This is a genomic window from Pseudomonas granadensis, assembly GCF_900105485.1.
GTDB classification, from domain to species: domain Bacteria; phylum Pseudomonadota; class Gammaproteobacteria; order Pseudomonadales; family Pseudomonadaceae; genus Aquipseudomonas; species Aquipseudomonas granadensis.
The window spans coordinates 5082844-5102588 of sequence record NZ_LT629778.1; the positions used below are offsets into that span (position 1 = coordinate 5082844).

Annotated in this window: 14 protein-coding genes; 11 read left to right on the forward strand and 3 right to left on the reverse strand. The window is 60.9% G+C overall.

Annotated features, from left to right (window positions below; all coding sequences use genetic code 11):
- Nucleotides 1-20 precede the first annotated feature (20 nt).
- Both BLU52_RS22660 and BLU52_RS22670 read left to right on the forward strand, forming a co-directional pair.
- On the forward strand, nucleotides 21-1184 hold the full coding sequence (locus BLU52_RS22660) for a gamma-butyrobetaine dioxygenase (protein ID WP_090287002.1): 1164 nt from the start codon (nucleotides 21-23) through the stop codon (nucleotides 1182-1184).
- 364 nt (nucleotides 1185-1548) lie between these two features.
- On the forward strand, nucleotides 1549-1812 hold the full coding sequence (locus BLU52_RS22670) for a hypothetical protein (protein WP_016772808.1): 264 nt from the start codon (nucleotides 1549-1551) through the stop codon (nucleotides 1810-1812).
- A 153-nt stretch (nucleotides 1813-1965) separates the two neighbouring features.
- On the opposite strand, the gene gbdR is transcribed toward BLU52_RS22670, so the two are convergent.
- Both gbdR and BLU52_RS22680 read right to left on the reverse strand, forming a co-directional pair.
- Nucleotides 1966-3069 (reverse strand): choline metabolism transcriptional regulator GbdR, encoded by a 1104-nt coding sequence (gene gbdR, locus BLU52_RS22675; RefSeq protein ID WP_090287006.1) that lies wholly within the window; start codon nucleotides 3067-3069, stop codon nucleotides 1966-1968.
- Between the two features lie 515 nt (nucleotides 3070-3584).
- Nucleotides 3585-4961 (reverse strand): L-serine ammonia-lyase, encoded by a 1377-nt coding sequence (locus BLU52_RS22680; protein WP_090287008.1) that lies wholly within the window; start codon nucleotides 4959-4961, stop codon nucleotides 3585-3587.
- Between the two features lie 436 nt (nucleotides 4962-5397).
- Between BLU52_RS22680 and BLU52_RS22685 the strand changes: the two genes are divergently transcribed.
- The 3 genes from BLU52_RS22685 to choV all read left to right on the forward strand — a co-directional run bounded on the left by BLU52_RS22685 (nucleotide 5398) and on the right by choV (nucleotide 8443).
- Complete coding sequence (locus BLU52_RS22685) at nucleotides 5398-6345, forward strand: choline ABC transporter substrate-binding protein (RefSeq protein ID WP_090287010.1); 948 nt, start codon at nucleotides 5398-5400, stop codon at nucleotides 6343-6345.
- Nucleotides 6346-6422: 77 nt separating this feature from the next.
- Nucleotides 6423-7268, forward strand: coding sequence for a choline ABC transporter permease subunit (gene choW / locus BLU52_RS22690; protein ID WP_016772805.1), 846 nt, complete (start codon nucleotides 6423-6425; stop codon nucleotides 7266-7268).
- Complete coding sequence (choV, locus tag BLU52_RS22695) at nucleotides 7265-8443, forward strand: choline ABC transporter ATP-binding protein (RefSeq protein WP_090287012.1); 1179 nt, start codon at nucleotides 7265-7267, stop codon at nucleotides 8441-8443. Before choW ends, choV begins: the two co-directional genes overlap by 4 nt.
- A 268-nt stretch (nucleotides 8444-8711) precedes the next feature.
- Here choV and BLU52_RS22700 read toward each other — a convergent pair whose 3' ends face one another.
- The gene (locus tag BLU52_RS22700; RefSeq protein ID WP_231988047.1) at nucleotides 8712-10652 is read right to left on the reverse strand and encodes a BCCT family transporter; all 1941 of its coding nucleotides are present in this window, start codon (nucleotides 10650-10652) and stop codon (nucleotides 8712-8714) included.
- Between the two features lie 484 nt (nucleotides 10653-11136).
- On the opposite strand from BLU52_RS22700, the gene betI reads away from it, so the two are divergent.
- The 6 genes from betI to mdtD all read left to right on the forward strand — a co-directional run bounded on the left by betI (nucleotide 11137) and on the right by mdtD (nucleotide 19740).
- Nucleotides 11137-11757: a transcriptional regulator BetI gene (betI, locus tag BLU52_RS22705; RefSeq protein WP_090287015.1), complete on the forward strand. Its 621-nt coding sequence runs from the start codon at nucleotides 11137-11139 to the stop codon at nucleotides 11755-11757.
- Between the two features lie 61 nt (nucleotides 11758-11818).
- Nucleotides 11819-13291, forward strand: coding sequence for a betaine-aldehyde dehydrogenase (betB, locus tag BLU52_RS22710; RefSeq protein ID WP_090287018.1), 1473 nt, complete (start codon nucleotides 11819-11821; stop codon nucleotides 13289-13291).
- 144 nt (nucleotides 13292-13435) lie between these two features.
- Nucleotides 13436-15139, forward strand: a complete 1704-nt coding sequence (betA, locus tag BLU52_RS22715; RefSeq protein ID WP_090287020.1) for a choline dehydrogenase — start codon at nucleotides 13436-13438, stop codon at nucleotides 15137-15139.
- Nucleotides 15140-15420: 281 nt separating this feature from the next.
- Nucleotides 15421-16863 carry a TldD/PmbA family protein gene (locus BLU52_RS22720; RefSeq protein ID WP_090287022.1) on the forward strand — a complete coding sequence of 481 codons (1443 nt, stop codon included), beginning with the start codon at nucleotides 15421-15423 and terminating at the stop codon, nucleotides 16861-16863.
- Entirely contained in the window at nucleotides 16863-18200 is a 1338-nt protein-coding gene (locus BLU52_RS22725) for a TldD/PmbA family protein (protein ID WP_090287023.1), read from the forward strand. The genes BLU52_RS22720 and BLU52_RS22725 overlap by 1 nt, the downstream gene beginning before the upstream one ends.
- A gap of 112 nt (nucleotides 18201-18312) precedes the next feature.
- Complete coding sequence (mdtD, locus tag BLU52_RS22730; RefSeq protein ID WP_090287025.1) at nucleotides 18313-19740, forward strand: multidrug transporter subunit MdtD; 1428 nt, start codon at nucleotides 18313-18315, stop codon at nucleotides 19738-19740.
- The last annotated feature ends 5 nt before the right edge of the window (nucleotides 19741-19745 follow it).

Below are 19745 nucleotides of genomic sequence, written 5' to 3' on the forward strand. Positions count from 1 at the left end.
CTCGATCATCAGGAGCCGCCATGCACACCGCTGCCGCTGTTGCCGATTTCCGTACTTATCCGTTGATCAGCGCGCTGAGTGGCGTGCAGGGTCTGGCGGATCGCGTTGTCATCAAGTGGGCTGACGGCCGCGTCAGCCCGTTTCATCACGTCTGGCTGCGAGACAACTGTCCGTGCCAGCAGTGCGTCTACAGCGTGACTCGAGAGCAGGTGTTCGAGATTGTCGATGCGCCTGACGAACTGCAACCGAGCGCCGCCTACGTTGACACCGAAGGCTGCCTGCGCATCGATTGGCAGGACAGCCACCTCAGCCGTTTCGATCCGGGCTGGTTGCGTGCTCACGCCTACGACGATGAGTCTCGCGCTGAACGACTCGCCGCGAAACCCAAGCCTTTTCTTTGGCGCAACGATCTGCAATTGCCGGTGTTCGAATATTCAGCGCTGATGAACGACAACACCGCCCTGCTGCAGTGGTTGCTCGCCGTGCGTGACATTGGCCTGACCCAGGTGCGCGGCGTGCCCACCGAACCCGGTTCGCTGAAACTCATCGCGCAGCGGATCTCCTTCATCCGCGAAAGCAATTTCGGTGTGCTGTTCAACGTGCAATCCAAAGCGGACGCCGACAGCAACGCCTACACCGCTTTCAACTTGCCGCTGCACACCGACCTGCCCACCCGCGAGCTGCAACCGGGGCTGCAGTTTCTGCATTGTCTGGTGAATGACGCTGAGGGTGGCGAAAGTATCTTTGTCGACGGCTTTGCGATTGCCGACGCCTTGCGTCAGGCAGATCCGCCACTGTTCCAGGCGCTGTGTGACATCCCCGTGGAGTTTCGCAACAAGGACCGTCACAGCGACTACCGCTGCCTGGCGCCGATCATTGCCCTGGACACGTTGGGGCGGGTCGCGGAGATTCGCATGGCGAACTTTTTGCGCGGAGCTTTTGAGACTTCGGTTGAGCGGATGCCGTTGCTGTATCGCGCCTATCGGCGGTTTATCGCGATGACCCGCGAGCCGCGGTTTCGGCTGATGCAGCGGCTCAAACCGGGCGAGTTGTGGTGCTTCGATAACCGCCGCACGTTGCATGCGCGCAATGCCTTTGATCCAGGGACCGGAGCGCGGCATTTTCAGGGCTGCTATGTCGACCGGGATGAGTTGTTGTCACGGATTCTGGTGTTGCAACGCTAGACCGCGTCATCATTCATCGCCAGCAGGCTGGCTCCCACAAAGAGCAGTGCACATTTCCCTGTGGGAGCCAGCCTGCTGGCGATGAATCCACCTCGGTTTGACTGATTCACAGACAAAAAAAACCCCGATCAAGCCGTGACAGGATCGGAGCTGAGGAGGGTACTGTCGAGGAGCTGCCAGGCGAGGGTGACCAAACCTTCGTGAAGCGAGCTGAGGCCAGTGTGCCTGGTCGACAATTGCGTCGGTTAGCCGAAAACGACCTGTTCATAGTCGTCCCGGCCACTGCGACAAAACGCCCTTGCCGCCTCCGGTCGGGGCCACCAGAATCGGGCCAGACCTCCGATGCCACAGAAGGATTTGCGTGATGATGTACGCCGATTTGATTGATCAGGAAGACCTGTTGGGCCAGCTCAAGGCGTTGGGCATTCAAGTGCCGAGCGGCACCACCGCCGAACAGGCCTGCGAGTGTGCGGTGCGCGGGCTGGACAACGTGCGCGCCTTTGAACTGCGCAAGATGGTCAAGGACATGTACACCAGCGGCGCGAGCATTCAGCCGGCCGTGCGTCAGGCGATCGACAAGCAATTGTTGCCGGCCCTCTCGGATTACCAGCAATCCCACAGCGCCTGAAAAACCAATCGCCAGCAGGCTGGCTCCCACATTCGGCCGCATTCTCACTGAAAGAACCCGGTCAACTGGGGGAGCCAGCCTGCTGGCGATAAACGATAACGCGGTCTATAGACTTGCCTGATCGTTCCCACGCAGAGCGTGGGAACGATCACATCAGAGCCTTACGCTGGCAAACGTCGATTCATTGCGCGCCTGACTCAACGCCGACATCGGTCCCGACAGCGGCGACATCACAATCGCTTGCGGCAGCGGCAGCATCGCCACTTGCTGGGTGGTGTTGGAGCCTACGCGTTCGTCACGCGGTGGAATGCCGAAATATTCGCGGTAGCACTTGGAGAAGTGCGGGGTCGAGACGAAACCGCACACCGACGCCACTTCGATGATCGACATCGGCGTCTGCTTGAGCAGTTGCCGGGCGCGGATCAGCCGCAGTTTCAGGTAATAGCGCGATGGCGAGCAGTGCAGGTATTTCTGGAACAGCCGCTCCAGCTGCCGACGCGACACCGCGACATATACCGCCAGTTCATCCAGATCGATCGGCTCTTCCAGGTTGGCTTCCATCAGCGCGACGATTTCCTGCAACTTCGGCTGGTTGGTGCCGAGCATGTGCTTGAGCGGCACGCGCTGGTGATCCTGCTCGTTGCGGATGCGCTCGTAGACGAACATTTCCGAGATCGCGGCCGACAGCTCGCGGCCGTGATCGCGGCTGATCAGGTGCAGCATCATGTCCAGCGGCGCGGTGCCACCGGAGCTGGTGAAACGGTTACGGTCGAGGGTGAACAGTCGCGTACTCATGGCGACACGTGGGAAGGCTTCCTGCATCGCCGCCAGACATTCCCAGTGCACGCTGCAATCGAAACCGTCGAGCAGGCCGGCGCAGGCCAGCGCCCAGCTACCGGTACACACCGCGCCAAGACGCTTGGACTGGCGCGCCTGGCTTTGCAACCAGGACACATGTTCACGGGTCACGGTGCGTTGAATGCCGACGCCGCCGCAGACGATAACAATGTCCAGTGGCGGGGCTTTGTGCATGGAGGCGTCGGGGGTGATTTGCAGGCCGTCACTGGCCCAGACCTGGCCACCGTCGACGGTAAGGGTGCTCCAGCGATACAGCTCGCGACCGGACAACTGGTTGGCCATGCGCAGCGGTTCAACTGCGGACGCCAGAGAAATCAGCGTGAAATTGTCCAGCAGCAGAAAGCCGATGGATTGAGGCGCACGGTTCTGGGGTTGGGCCCCGGAGTTGAACGACGTCATCGCGGTATCTCCTCACACAAAGCGGGTGATGGCCTCAGGCGGAGGCTCTTGTTATTGCCGGCGGTCTCACGAGAGAAGCAGGCTTTGTTATGACAGAGCAATTGCCATGCCTAAAATTGGACGGCCATTCAATAACTCCTGAAAACGACCTGCCGACGTGTCTATTCGAGACGTGCGAATGTGGCATTTCGAAGTGCCATCAAGCGCCGACAGGGCCCTGTCCCCGACCTGTGAGCAGATCGGTAGCACTTGTGGGAACTGGCCTGCGGGGGATTTGCACGGAGTGTCACCGCAAGCACAGGCGATGGACGGTCGATTAGAGACTCAGCGGTCACGACTGACAACCGCTCTTATCTGATTGCGACGCGCCAAAAGGTGGCGCGGTTGAATTATGGTGTTCGTTTGCTGAGCAGTTTTGACTGGTCTGGCCCCCATCGCGAGCAGGCTCACTCCTACAGGAGAACGCATTTCAAACTGTAGGAGTGAGCCTGCTCGCGATCGGGGCCAACTCGGTTTCAGCATTCAACCGCACTGACCGCCAACCCACCGCGCGAAGTCTCCTTATATTTGTCATGCATATCCGCACCAGTGTCGCGCATGGTGCGGATCACCCGATCCAGCGAGATAAAGTGCTGACCGTCGCCACGCAAGGCCATCTGCGCCGCGTTGATCGCTTTCACCGCAGCAATCGCATTGCGCTCGATGCACGGCACCTGAACCAGACCACCGACCGGATCGCAGGTCAGGCCCAGGTTATGTTCCAGGCCAATCTCCGCCGCATTGCATAGCTGCTCAGGCGTCGCCCCGAGAATCTCCGCCAGCCCCGCCGCGGCCATCGCGCAGGCCGAACCGACTTCACCCTGGCACCCAACTTCCGCACCAGAGATCGAAGCATTCTTTTTGCACAAGATGCCCACCGCTGCCGCACCGAGGAAGTAGTCGACAACATTGGCGTCGGTCACCGCCTCGCTGAACTTCATAAAGTAGTGCAACACCGCCGGGATGATTCCCGCCGCGCCGTTGGTCGGCGCCGTGACCATGCGCCCACCGGCGGCATTCTCTTCGTTGACCGCCAACGCGAACAGGTTGACCCATTCCATCGCGCTCAGCGTAGAACCGATGACATTGGGTTTGTTCAGCTCCTGCAGACTGCGGTGCAACTTCGCCGCGCGCCGCCGCACATTCAAGCCGCCGGGCAGAATGCCTTCGTGCTTCAAACCCTGCTCGACGCAATCCTGCATCGCCCGCCACAGCTTCATCAGCCCGGCGCGGATTTCTTCTTCACTGCGCCAGACCTTTTCGTTGGCCATCATCAGTTCGGCAACCCGCAGGTTGTGCTTCTTGCACAGTTCCAGCAGCTCGACCGCGCTGGAGAAGTCGTAGGGCAACTCGGTACGGTCCAGATCGACCACACCGCTGCTGGCCTGTGCCTCATCAACGACAAAACCGCCACCCACCGAATAGTAGGTGTCGCGATGCAATTCACCGTGATCGCCCTCGGCAACGAGGGTCATGGCATTGGGATGGAACGGCAGGTTTTCATCGATCAGGCGCATGTCGCGCGCCCAGACAAACGGCACCGCCAGGCGGCCATCCAATAGAAGCGTATGGGTTTCACGCAGCGCCTGAATGCGCGGGCCGATCTGCGCCGGGTCAATGGCGTCCGGCCATTCGCCCATCAGGCCCATGATTACCGCGTTGTCGCTGCCGTGGCCGATGCCGGTGGCCGACAGCGAACCGAACAGTTGCACCTCGATGCGCCGCACCTGCTCCAGTTGATGCTTGTCGCGCAACGCCTCGACGAACAATGCCGCGGCGCGCATCGGCCCGACGGTGTGCGAACTGGAAGGGCCGATGCCGATTTTGAACAGGTCGAAAACGCTGATAGCCATTGCTGCAGAGCTCCTGAGAATACCGGTCCGGGCGGCAAAAGCGCCCGCTGGCGGAGCTGCTACGCTCAAGCTGCGATCCGCCGAATGCCGGCATCATCGGGCTTTTGTCGGCGCGCACGGCGTCTGACACCGACGCACTCATGTCCAGCAGCGCCGTTACGTTTTCGCCCCGCAAATGCGCCGTTTTTATGTAGATCAGAAGGTCATCGAGGGCGGAAAAAAGCTGTAAGCGACGTCACCGACACTGGAAGCGACCATCCCTGTACTGGATACGACCCTCCCTGTAGGCGTCAGATTTTCACTGGTACATGATCGGGATGACTCGATTGCCAGGCGCTGCGGTAGAGCTGTCTTCAGAACGCCACCCAACCGCAACCCATAAGTGCGGTGGTCCACAGTCGGAACACTGCCAAAAAAAACACCAAGGAGTCCATCCATGAAAGGTTCCCCGTCGTTGTTGTTGGCCGCCCTGCTGAGTCTGCCGCTACTGGCGCAAGCCGCAGAACCGGCACAGTGCAGCCTCGTTAACTTCTCCGATGTCGGCTGGACCGACATCACCGCGACCACCGCCACCACCTCCGTTGTCCTCAACGCCCTCGGCTACAAGACCAAAACCACCATGATCTCCGTACCCGTGACCTACAAGTCGCTGGCCGACGGCAAGAACATGGACGTGTTCCTCGGCAACTGGATGCCGACCATGGAAAACGACATCAAGCCGTATCGCGATGCCGGCACCGTGGACACCGTGCGCACCAACCTCAAGGGCGCCAAGTACACCCTCGCCGTGCCGCAAGCCCTGTATGACAAAGGCCTGCACGATTTCGCCGACATTGCCAAATTCAAGAAAGAGCTCGACGGCAAGATCTACGGCATCGAGCCTGGCAACGACGGCAACCGGCTGATCCAGAGCATGATCGACAAGGACGCCTTCGGCCTGAAGACCGCCGGTTTCAAAATGGTCGAATCATCGGAAGCCGGCATGCTCTCGCAGGTCGACCGTGCGCAGAAGCGCGACACGGCGGTGGTGTTCCTCGGCTGGGCGCCGCATCCGATGAACAAGCGCTTCAAGATTCAATACCTGACCGGCGGCGACGACTTCTTCGGCCCCGACTTTGGTGCCGCCACCGTGGCCACCAACACCCGCAAGGGTTACGCCGAAGAATGCAGCAACGTCGGTCAGTTGCTGAAGAACCTGGAGTTCACCGTCGACATGGAAAGTGAACTGATGGGCAACATCCTCGACGACAAAATGAAGCCTGACGCGGCCGCCAAGGCCTGGCTGAAAAAGAACCCTCAGGTGCTCGATACCTGGCTCGCTGGCGTGACCACCATTGACGGAAAACCAGGCCTGGAGGCCGTGAAAGCCAAGCTCGCGCCTTGATCCGAGGGGCATCGCTTATGCCGGGCAGGCGTGCCTGCCCGGGCTGTTAATTTCCTTGCATGCGGACGTTCACTACCATGCTGATTGATCAGAAAATACCTTTAGGCCAGTACATCGCGGGCTTCGTCGAATGGTTGACGCAACACGGCGCCAACACCTTCGACGCAATCGCCGTGACCCTGGAAACGATGATCCACGGCGTGACGTTTGCGCTGACCTGGTTCAACCCACTGGTCTTGATTGGCTTGATCGCAATCATCGCCCATCTGATTCAACGCAAGTGGGGCCTGACCGCGTTCGTGGTCGCCTCGTTTCTGCTGATCCTCAATCTGGGGTACTGGCAGGAAACCATGGAAACCCTCGCCCAGGTGCTGTTCGCCACCCTCGTCTGCGTATTGATCGGCGTGCCGCTGGGTATCGTCGCTGCGCACAAACCGATGTTCTACACCATGATGCGGCCGGTGCTCGATCTGATGCAGACCGTACCGACCTTCGTTTACCTCATTCCTACCCTGACCCTCTTCGGGCTGGGTGTGGTACCGGGCCTGATCTCGACGGTGGTCTTCGCCATCGCCGCGCCGATCCGCCTGACCTACCTGGGCATCCGTGATGTCCCGCAAGAACTGATGGACGCCGGCAAGGCCTTCGGCTGCTCGCGTCGCCAGCTACTCTCACGGATCGAACTGCCCCACGCCATGCCGAGCATCGCCGCCGGCATCACCCAGTGCATCATGCTGTCGCTGTCGATGGTGGTGATCGCGGCACTGGTCGGCGCCGACGGACTCGGCAAACCGGTGGTCAACGCACTGAACACTGCTGATATTGCGCTGGGCTTCGAAGCAGGCCTGGCGATCGTACTGCTGGCGATCATGCTCGACCGTATCTGCAAACAACCCGACGCCAAAGTAGGGGGTGACGCATGAGCATTATTCGCTTCGAAGACGTCGATGTAATCTTCGCCAAGGACCCGCGCGAGGCACTCAAGCTGCTCGACCAGGGCATGACCCGCAACGAGATTCTGAAGAAAACCGGGCAAATCGTCGGCGTAGAAAAAGCCACGCTGGACATCAACAAGGGCGAAATCTGCGTGCTGATGGGCCTGTCGGGCTCGGGCAAGTCGAGCCTGCTGCGCTGCATCAACGGCCTCAACACGGTGAGCCGCGGCAAGCTGTTCGTCGAGCATGAAAACCGTCAGATCGACATCGCCTCGTGCACCCCGGCCGAGCTGAAAATGATGCGCACCAAACGCATCGCCATGGTCTTTCAGAAGTTCGCCCTGATGCCATGGCTGACGGTGCGCGAAAACATCAGCTTCGGTCTGGAAATGCAGGGTCGACCGGAGAAGGAACGCAAGAAACTGGTCGATGAAAAACTCGAACTGGTGGGCCTGACCCAATGGCGCAACAAGAAGCCCGACGAACTTTCCGGCGGCATGCAGCAGCGCGTTGGCCTTGCCCGCGCGCTGGCGATGGACGCCGACATTCTGCTGATGGACGAACCGTTCTCGGCCCTCGACCCGCTGATCCGCCAGGGCCTGCAGGACGAGTTGCTGGAACTGCAACGCAAGCTGAGCAAGACCATCGTGTTCGTCAGCCACGACCTCGACGAGGCACTCAAACTGGGTAGCCGTATCGCGATCATGAAAGACGGGCGAATCATTCAGTACAGCGTGCCGGAAGAAATCGTTCTTAACCCGGCGGACGACTATGTGCGCACCTTCGTCGCCCACACCAACCCGCTCAACGTGCTCTGCGGCCGCAGCCTGATGCGTACGCTGGACAAGTGCAAACGCATCAACGGCTCGGTGTGCCTCGACCCGGGCGGCGATTCGTGGCTGGACCTGGCCGAAGGCAACACCATCAAGGGCGCGCGGCAGAACGGTTCAGTGCTGAACCTGCAGAACTGGGCACCAGGGCAAGCGGTGGAAGGTCTCGAGCGCAAGCCAACGCTGGTGGACTCCAACATCGGCATGCGCGACGCGCTGCAGATTCGTTATCAGACCGGCAACAAGCTGGTGCTGCACGATGACAATCATGTGGTGGGGATTCTGGGCGACAGCGAGTTGTATCACGCGTTGTTGGGCAAGAATCTGGGGTAATGCGCCAAGTGGGATAAAAAAGGGATCGCGGTGAGCGATCCCTTTTTGTTGGGTCAGGGAAAAGCCCCTCACCCTAACCCTCTCCCAAAGGGAGAGGGGACTGACCGAGTTGTACATTCGAGCTACATCGACCTGAACCTGCTTCAGCGAATCCATAATCGACTCGATCTTTCAGGTCGGCGTATAGCGCAAGACACCTCGGTCAGCTCCCTCTCCCTCCGGGAGAGGGCTGGGCGGGCGGCGTTCCGATGAGGGCAGGCTTTTGACTTTAGCTGTACACCCGGCCAAGCAACTGCCGATGACTCTCAAACTGATCCAGCACATCCCGGGTAATCTGCTCCGGCGTAAAGCCCATCAAGTCGTAATCCTGGCTACCGTTGTGCAGATACACCTCCGCCCGGTAATAACGCTGACGCGCCTCATCCGATTGCGCTGACTCAGTCGGAGTCGCCAGATAACCTTCCAGGCTCACCTCGTAAACGAAAGGGTTGCCCTCTTCCATCTCGACGCGCACGCCCATGCAACGCTTGGCTTTACCCAGTAGCGTCTGCACTTCAATACCCTGATTGCGTAACTGCGCCGCTGCGTCTTCCAGCGCCGGGGTGACGTGCTTGTCCATGAAACGCTGCACCACCGATTGGCTCGGTTGCAGATCCAGTTGCGTCAAGCGCTCGCTGAAACCCCGGCGTCCGCGCTCGGCCAGTTGCGCCTGCTCCTGTTCGATCTGCACGTCCTGACGCATCGCCTTGTGCAGGCCGAACATGAAGCACACCAGCACCACCGAGAACGGCAGGCCGGCCAGCACGACCATGGTCTGCATGGCTTCGAAGTTGCCGGCAAACAACAGGCCGATGGTCACCAGGGTGATCACCACCGACCAGAAGATCCGCAGCCAGTGCGGCGCGTCTTCGTCGACGTTGCCGCCCTTGCACGAAAGATTCGCCATCATCACCGCGCCGGAGTCGGCCGGAGTCAGGAACAGCACGAAGCCGACGAAAATTGACACACCGATGACGACCTTCGACGCCGGGTAATGCTCAAGCAATTGATAGATCGCCATCGACGGCTGTTCCAGCGCCGTCTTGCCCAGCTCCACCGCGCCGTGGTTCATCACCAGATCAAGCGCCGAGTTGCCGAAGATCGACAGCCACGCCAACGTGAAGCCCAGCGGAATCAGCAGCACGCCCGCGACCAGTTCACGCACGGTGCGACCACGGGAAATCCGCGCGATGAACATGCCAACGAATGGCGCCCAGGAAATCCACCACGCCCAGTAGAACAGCGTCCACAGGCCCAGCCAGCGATCGGACTTGGCGTTGTCGCCTTCATAGACATACAGGTCGAACGTCTTCAGCACCACGCCGTTCAGGTAATCGCCGATGTTCTGCACGAAGCCATTGAGCAGGTGCAGAGTCGGGCCGAACAGCAGCACGAAGATCAGCAAACCGCTGAACAAAACAATGTTCAGATTGGACAGACGACGAATGCCGTTTTCCACACCGGACACGGCAGCGATGGTCGCCACGGTGCTCATCACGATGATCACGATCAGCAGGTTGGTGTTGCTGTGCTCCATGCCGAACAGGTTTTCCAGCCCTGACGACACTTGCAGCGAACCAATCCCCAGGTTGGTCACCAGACCCAGCAGGGTCACGAACATGCCGAAGCCGTCCACCGCATGACCGGCCGCGCCTTTGACCCAACGCTCGCCCACCAGCGGATACAGCGCCGAACGCAGCGCCAGCGGCTGATTATGCCGATAAGCAAAATACGCCACGGCCAAACCGACCAATGCGTAGATTGCCCAGCCATGCAGGCCCCAGTGCAGGAACGTCAGCTGCACCGCCTGACGCGCGGCCAGGTTGCTGGCCGATGCGCCTTCCGGCGGATTGAAGTAGTGGTCCAGTGGCTCGGACGCGCCGAAGTACAACAGCGAAATGCCGATACCCGACGAGAACAGCATCCCCGCCCAGGCGCCGTAACTGAAATCCGGGGTGTCGTCCTTGCTGCCCAGTTTGAGTTTGCCGTACGAGGAAAACGCCAGACCGACCACGAACACCAGGTACGCGGCGATCACCACCATGTAGTACCAGCCGAAGCTGCGCGACAACCAGGCCTGAGCGATACCCAACACTCTGCCGGCCTCTTGCGGGGCGATGATCAGAATGGCGGTCAACAACAGAATCAACGCGGTCGAGGTGTAGAACACCCAACCGTTGACCGTCACCTTCTCGGGCGGGGTCTTTATTAGCGAGGCAGAACTCATGGCACAAATGCTCCAGGCAGTGCGAGAGAAGAACACAAGGCATCACGGAACCCGACCAATCGGTTAGTTGGCAGCCGACCGGCGGGTGATATAAAGACACTCCGAAAAAAGCCCGAACCTGCCGAAATGGCGCGCTGATCGCTTTCGTGGCCCCGGTGTGCGGACGTTCATCCGAAACCTGGTCCCGAGCGTCTTGCCCTTTCAACACGTCCATCGAATCGCGAACCGCGCCATGCCCCACGCAGGTTTCGAGCCGTTTCAGGTGTCGGTTTTTATCGTCATTACACGTAGGAAAAAGCTGTAGGCAGCGACGAATTGTCGCAGATCTTATTCTTTGTTGATTGAACGTTCAATCAAAACAAAATAGACTGGCCCTCAATCCGATCGGCGTCATTCGCCCCTCGGAAGGCCTAAGGAGATGTGCAAGATGCCCAAGGTCGGTATGCAACCCATCCGCCGTCAACAACTGATCGAAGCCACGTTGCAAGCGGTCGATCAGGTCGGAATGGGGGACGCCAGCATTGCGCTGATCGCCCGTTTGGCCGGTGTCTCGAATGGCATCATCAGTCATTACTTTCAGGACAAGAACGGCCTGATCGCCGCCACGATGCGGTACCTGATGAGCGTCCTCAGCGAGAACGTCACCGCGCGCCGTCAGGCGCTGGCAGATGACAGCCCACGGGCGCATCTGCAGGTGATCATCGAAGGCAACTTCGACGCCAGCCAGGTCAATGGCCCGGCAATGAAAACCTGGCTGGCCTTCTGGGCCACCAGCATGCACCAGCCGTCTTTGCACAGGTTGCAGCGGATCAACGATCACCGTCTGTATTCCAACCTGTGCTGCGAGTTCCGCCGGGCGTTGCCGCTCGAAGAAGCGCGCAATGCCGCGCGAGGCCTGGCAGCGTTGATTGACGGCTTGTGGTTGCGCGGCGCGCTGTCGGGAGACGCTTTCGACACGGCGCAGGCGCAACGGATCGCTTACGAATACATGGATTACCAATTGGCCAAGCAGGCAGGTCAGAGCACACAGAAACCGCTCGACGCCTGAACCCCACCGTAGCGTCATCGCGGTGGCCAAGGCCAACAACCAATGCACTTGCGAGGACACTATGGCCCGTTTCGAACTGCAAAAACTCTACATCGATGGCGCGTACACCGACGCTGGCAGCGATGCCACCTTCGAAGCCATCAACCCGGCGAACGGTGAAGTCCTCGCCCAAGTGCAACGCGCGACCAAGGAAGACGTCGAGCGCGCTGTGGTCAGCGCTGAAAAGGGCCAGAAGATCTGGGCCGCGATGACCGCCATGGAGCGTTCGCGCATCCTGCGTCGCGCCGTCGACATCCTGCGCGAGCGCAACGATGAACTGGCCGCGCTGGAAACCCTGGACACCGGCAAATCCTTCTCCGAAACCAGGTACGTCGACATCGTTACCGGTGCAGACGTGCTGGAATACTACGCAGGCCTGGTGCCCGCCATTGAAGGCGAGCAGATTCCGCTGCGTGATACTTCTTTCGTTTATACCCGCCGCGAGCCGCTGGGCGTGGTCGCCGGTATCGGCGCGTGGAACTATCCGATCCAGATCGCCTTGTGGAAATCCGCGCCCGCCCTGGCGGCCGGTAACGCGATGATCTTCAAGCCAAGCGAAGTGACCTCGCTGACCACCCTGAAACTGGCCGAGATCTACACCGAAGCCGGCGTGCCAAACGGCGTGTTCAACGTCCTGACCGGCAGCGGCCGTGAAGTCGGCACCTGGCTGACCGAGCACCCGCGCATCGAGAAAATCTCCTTCACCGGCGGCACCGACACCGGCAAGAAAGTCATGGCCAGCGCTTCGGCCTCGTCGCTCAAAGACGTGACCATGGAACTGGGCGGCAAGTCGCCGCTGATCATCTGCGACGACGCTGACCTCGATCGCGCCGCCGACACCGCGATGATGGCCAACTTCTACAGCTCCGGTCAGGTTTGCACCAACGGCACCCGCGTGTTCGTACCGGCGCACCTGAAAGCCGCGTTCGAAGCCAAGATCGTTGAGCGCGTTGCGCGCATTCGCGTCGGCAACCCGGAAGACGAAAACACCAACTTCGGTCCGCTGGTCAGCTTCGCCCACATGGAAAGCGTGCTGGCTTACATCGAGAAAGGTAAGGAGCAAGGCGCACGCGTCTTGTGCGGTGGTGGTCGTCTGACCGACGGCGAATTCGCCAAAGGCGCGTTCGTGGCACCGACCGTGTTCACCGATTGCACCGACGACATGACCATCGTTCGCGAAGAAATCTTCGGTCCGGTCATGGCGATCCTCTCCTACGAAACCGAAGAAGAAGTGATCCGCCGCGCCAACGACACCGACTTCGGCCTCGCCGCCGGTATCGTCACCCGCGACCTGAACCGCGCGCACCGCGTGATTCATCAGCTGGAAGCCGGTATCTGCTGGATCAACGCCTGGGGCGAGTCCGACGCAAAAATGCCGGTCGGTGGCTACAAGCAGTCGGGTGTGGGCCGTGAGAACGGGATCAGCTCGCTGAACAACTTCACCCGCATCAAATCGGTACAGGTCGAGCTGGGCGATTACGTCTCGGTGTTCTGATGAGCTGATCAGCTGCAAGCGGCAAGTTTCAAGCTGCAAGTAAAAGCAGTTTGGGCTTGCCGCCCTCCCCGATTTCAAAGCCACAGCTCGCTGCTTTTCCTTGCAGCTTGCAGCTCGCGGCTTGTAGCTCCCGCAGGAGAATTTATGACTAAAGAATACGACTACATCATCATAGGCGCCGGTTCTGCAGGTAACACACTTGCCACCCGTCTGACTGAAGACGAAGGCGTCACCGTTCTGCTGCTCGAAGCCGGCGGTCCGGATTACCGTTACGACTTCCGCACGCAAATGCCGGCCGCGCTGGCGTTCCCGCTGCAGGGCCGCCGCTACAACTGGGCCTACGAAACCGATCCAGAGCCACACATGGACGGTCGCCGGATGGAATGCGGTCGCGGCAAGGGCCTCGGTGGCTCATCGCTGATCAACGGCATGTGCTACATCCGTGGCAACGCCATGGACTACGACGGCTGGGCGAAACTGCCGGGCCTGGAAGACTGGTCGTACCTTGATTGCCTGCCGTACTTCCGCAAGGCGGAAACCCGTGACATCGGCCCGAACGATTACCACGGTGGCGACGGTCCAGTCAGCGTGACCACGCCGAAAGCCGGCAACAACCCGCTGTTCCACGCCATGGTTGAAGCCGGCGTACAGGCCGGTTATCCGCGCACCGAAGACTTGAACGGTTACCAGCAGGAAGGCTTCGGCCCGATGGACCGCACCGTGACGCCGAATGGCCGTCGTGCTTCCACCGCCCGTGGTTATCTTGACGTCGCCAAAAAGCGCTCGACCCTGACCATCGTCACCCACGCGCTGACCGACAAGATTCTGTTTGAAGGCAAGCGTGCAGTCGGCGTGCGTTACTTGATTGGTGATGCTGAAGAGCGCGTGGAGGCCAAGGCGCGCAAGGAAGTCCTGCTGTGCTCCGGCGCCATCGCGTCGCCGCAGATTCTGCAGCGTTCCGGTGTCGGCCCGGCGAAACTGCTGGAAAGCCTCGATATCCCGGTGGTTCACGACCTGCCGGGCGTCGGTGAAAACCTCCAGGATCACCTCGAGCTGTACCTGCAATACGCCTGCACCCAGCCGGTCTCGCTGTACCCGTCACTGCTCTGGTACAACCAGCCGGCGATCGGTGCCGAGTGGCTGTTCAACGGCACCGGCATCGGCGCCAGCAACCAGTTCGAGGCCGGCGGTTTCATTCGTTCGCGTCCGGAATTCGAATGGCCGAACATCCAGTACCACTTCCTGCCGGTGGCGATTAACTACAACGGCAGCAACGGTGTCAAAGAACACGGTTTCCAGGCACACATGGGTTCCATGCGTTCGCCGAGCCGTGGCCGCATCCAGGTGAAATCCAAGGATCCGCGCCAGCACCCGAGCATCCTGTTCAACTACATGGCCACCGAGCAGGACTGGCAGGAATTCCGCGACGGCATCCGCCTGACCCGCGAGATCATGCAGCAGCCGGCCCTCGACGCCTTCCGTGGTCGGGAGATCAGCCCGGGCATTGACGTGCAAACCGATGAGCAACTGGACAAGTTCATCCGCGAGCACGCCGAAACCGCGTTCCACCCGTCGTGCTCGTGCAAGATGGGCACCGACGAGATGGCCGTGGTCGATGGCGAAGGCCGTGTGCACGGCATGCAGAGCCTGCGCGTGGTCGATGCCTCGATCATGCCGATCATCACCACCGGCAACCTCAACGCACCGACGATCATGATGGCCGAGAAAATCGCCGACAGGATCCGTGGCCGCAAACCGCTGCCGCGCAGCAATGCCGCTTACTACGTGGCCAATGGCGCGCCGGTCAAAGGCAAGCCGATGCGCGATATCACCCCGGTTACTCAGTAATTCAGTTACACCGCATCAAGGCTGATCGCGAGCAGGCTCACTCCTACAAGGATCTCCAGTGAACACAAACTCTGTGAACACTGGAGATTAACTGTAGGAGTGAGCCTGCTCGCGATGAGGCCCTACCATTCAGCACAAATTCCTCTGCCGCACAGTAAAACCTCCTACACCCCCTCTTCACTTGATCCTACCCCCACGCAGGCCTACTCTAGACCTCGCGCAACCGTTTCACCCCTCCCCCGCCGTCGCTGTGCCGCTTGCCCCTACAAGGAGGTTTCCGAATGTTCGATTTTCACCCCCAGCTCAAGCAGCGCTTCGCTGCCTTGCGCACGGGCGCCGAGTTTTTTTCCCTGCGCTATGTCCGCGAGTCCGGGCAGTACCTGTCGGTGCGCAAGAACGTCGCCGAACCGCCGAGCCTGAGCCGCGATGAGGGGGCGATGCTCACCGTGCGCGTCAACGGCGTCGAAGCCTACGCGGCGACCAACGATCTCTCGCAGCAAGGCCTGCAAACCGCGCTCGAGCGCGCCGAACAGCAAGCCCGCCGACTCAAGCCGCATGCCTTGCTCGACCTGCGCGATCAGCCGCTGAGCAGCGATCGGGCTGATTATTTTTCGCCCAACCTCGAACAACCTTTCCCGTCGCTGAGCGAATGCTATGAATTGCTCGGCGCGGAATCCGCCTCGGTGCCCAAGGATGAGCGCCTGGTGAACTGGCAAGTGAGCATCGGCATTACCCACGTCGAGCAAATCTACCTGAGCAGCGCCGGCGCCGAATTGCGCCAGGCCCAGCGCTTCGTGTACCCGAGCCTCGACGTCACCGCCTACGACGGCAATGACAGCCAGACCCGCAGCCTCGGCCGTGAGAATTTCGGCCAGCAGGGCGGCGCCGATGTGATCAGTCGCTGCGGTCTGGTCGGCGCCGGCCCGCAAGTCGCCGATCAGGCGCTGCAATTGCTGCTCGCGCCGAACACCCCGCAAGGCCCGCGCGACCTGCTGTTGATGCCCGATCAGATGATGCTGCAAATCCACGAATCGATCGGCCACCCGCTGGAACTCGACCGGATCCTTGGCGACGAGCGCAATTACGCCGGCACCAGTTTCGTCAAGACCAGCGACTTCGGCAGCCTGCAATACGGCTCCGAACTGCTCAACGTGACCTTCGATCCGGGCATTCCCGAAGAACTCGCCAGCTATGGGCATGACGACGACGGCAGCCAGGCGAGCAAACAATTCCTGATCCGCGATGGCCTGTTGCTGCGCCCGTTGGGCGGGGCGCTGTCGCAATACCGCGCCGGGCTCGACGGCGTCGCCAACAGCCGCGCGTGCAGCTGGAACCGCGCGCCGATCGACCGCATGGCCAACCTCAATATCGAACCGGGCGACCAGCCGCTGAGCCTGCTCATTGAAGGCATCGAGCACGGCATTCTGATGAGCACCAACCGTTCGTGGTCGATCGACGATGCGCGCAACAAATTCCAGTTCGGCTGCGAATGGGGCCAGTTGATCGAGAACGGTGAACTTAAAGGCGTGGTGAAAAATCCCAACTACCGGGCAATTTCCGCGCACTTCTGGAAAAGCCTGCGCGCCGTGGGCAACGCCGACACCGTCAAGGTGCTTGGTACGCCGAACTGCGGCAAGGGCGAACCGAACCAGGTGATCCGCGTCGGCCACGCTTCGCCGGCTTGCGTGTTCAGCAACATTGATGTGTTTGGGGGAGACGCCTGATGAGCATTTCGAAGAATCCGTCCGACGCCTTCAAGGTCATGGTCGATTGGCTGCGCGACAGCGTGCGCGAGCCGGAACAGTTCACCCTCAGCTACGCCGCCGAAGCCTCGGCGTTCGTGCGCTTCAATCACGCCAAGGTGCGTCAGGCCGGGCAAGTGCAACAGGCCAACGTCGTCCTTAAGCTGATCAATGACGGTCGCCACGCCGACTTGCAGGTAACCCTGTCCGGCGATCAGGAAGGCGACCTGCGCAGGCTCAGCGAAGGCCTGCAACAACTGCGCGAAACCCTGCCGCTGCTGCCGCAGGACCCGTACCTGCTGCTCAACCACAACGGCTGGCAGAGCGAGAACGTGCAGGAGCATCCGCTGCCGGACACCGAGCAGGTGGTGGATGAAATCTGCGCTGCTGCTGAAGGTCTGGACCTGGTCGGTTTTTACGCCGCCGGGCCGATCAGCCGGGGTTTCGCCAGTTCGTCGGGGGCGCTCGGCTGGCATCAGGCCAACAGCTTCAACTTCGATTTCAGCCTGTTCCACGACAACGGCGAGGCGGTGAAAGCCAGCTACGCCGGGCATGACTGGAGCAGCGAAGGTTTCGCCAAACGCTTCGCTCAGGCGCGCGAGCAGCTTGAATTCCTCGGTCGACCGTTACGCACTCTGGCACCGGGGCAATACCGCGCCTACCTGGCGCCGGCGGCGCTGGAAGAAATCATGGGCATGCTCAGTTGGGGCGGGTTTTCGGCACAGTCGATTGCCAGCAAAAGCAGCCCGCTGCAAAAGCTCTACGTCGGCGATCAGGCATTCAGCCCGCTGGTGTCGCTGGACGAGAAAGTCAGCACTTCGCTGAGTCCGGCGTTTTCCGGTGAGGGTTATCCGCGTAGCGACTTGCGCCTGATTGTCGAGGGCAAGGCCGGCGATCAACTGGTCGGCTCGCGCAGTGCCGCCGAATATGGCCTGGCGGCGAACGGCGCGGGCGGCGGTGAAATGCCCAGTGCGTTGAACATGGCCGCCGGTGACTTGTCGCAGGAACAGATCCTCCAGCAGTTGGGCACCGGGCTGTACATCAGCAACCTGTGGTATCTGAACTACTCGGATCAACCGGCCGCACGCATGACCGGCATGACCCGTTTCGCAACCTTCTGGGTCGAGAATGGCGAGATCCAGGCGCCGGTCAGCACCATGCGTTTCGACGACAGCGCCTACAACCTGCTCGGTTCGCAGCTGGAAGCGTTGACCGCCGAGCGGGAGTTGCTGCTGTCGGCCAGTACTTATAGCCAGCGCAATACCTCGTCATCGTTGCTGCCGGGGGCATTGGTCAGCCGACTGACCCTGACCCTGTAAAAGCATCGCGAGCAGGCTCACTCCTACATTGGAATTGTGGTCGACACAGAACAAATGTAGGAGTGAGCCTGCTCGCGATGAAGCCATCACTGACTCCACAACACGAGGTTCCATGCCCAACCGCCCGCCTCTCGACGCCATCACCGCCCGCTGGTTGCCGTGGGTCGTCGCCATTGCGTTTTTCATGCAGTCCCTCGACGGGACCATCCTCAATACCGCTCTGCCGGCGATGGCCCGCGATCTGGCCGAAGACCCGTTGCGCATGCAGGGCGTTATCATTGCCTACATGCTTACCGTGGCCTTGCTGATCCCGGCATCGGGGTGGATCGCCGACCGTTTCGGCACCAAGAAAATCTTCTTCGGCGCGATCCTGCTGTTTAGTTTCGGCTCGCTGCTCTGCGCCTTGTCCAGCAGCCTGAGCATGCTGATCGGCGCGCGGGTGATTCAAGGCCTCGGCGGTGCGCTGATGCTACCGGTCGGGCGGCTGGTGGTGCTGCGCGCCTACCCCCGCTCGGAGCTGGTGCGGATCATGGGTTTCATCACCATTCCCGGATTGCTCGGCCCCTTGATCGGCCCGACCATGGGCGGCTGGATGGTCGAGTACCTGACGTGGCACTGGATCTTCCTGATCAACCTGCCGGTCGGGTTGATCGGTTGCTACGCGGTATGGAAGTTCATCCCCGACCTGCGTGGCAGCGAACGCACGCGCTTCGATAGCCTGGGTTTTCTGCTGTTCGGCGCGGCGATGATCCTTATCACCATTGCCATGGAAGGTCTTGGCGAACTGCACCTGCCGCACCTGCGGGTGATGTTGCTGCTGTTCGCCGGCATGGCCTGTCTGGCGGCGTACTGGTTGCGCGCCGGGCACATCGACAATCCCTTGTTCGCACCGTCGCTGTTCAAGACCCGCACCTTTGCCGTCGGCATTCTCGGCAATCTGTTCGCCCGTCTGGGCAGCGGCGCCCTGCCGTTTCTGGTGCCGTTGCTGCTGCAAGTGGCGCTGGGGTATTCACCGTCGCAAGCGGGGATGAGCATGCTGCCACTGGCCGCAGCGGCGATGGTCGCCAAGTGGGTGGCGCGGCCGTTGATCGAACGCCTCGGTTATCGCATCGTCCTGACCGGCAACACGCTGGCGCTGGGGATCATGCTGGCGAGCATGGCGCTGGTCAGCGAGCAGACGCCGTACTGGCTGCTGCTGTGCCTGCTGGCGGTGCTCGGCGCGATCAACTCGTTGCAGTTCACGGCGATGAACACGGTGACGCTGATCGACCTCGACGACGCCAGCGCCAGCAGCGGCAACAGCCTGCTGTCGGTGGTCGCGCAACTGTCGTTGAGCCTGGGCGTGGCCTGCGCCGGTGCGCTGCTCGGCGGGTTTACCGCGCAAATCGGCAACGACGGCGTGGACACCGTGCTCGGTGCGTTCCAGCTGACCTTTGTCACGGTTGGGGTGATGGCGATGCTGGCGGCGACGATCTTCTCGCAACTGTCGAAGGAAGACGGGCGCCGGCCCAAACGCCCGGAACAACACATCGAACATTGATCGCT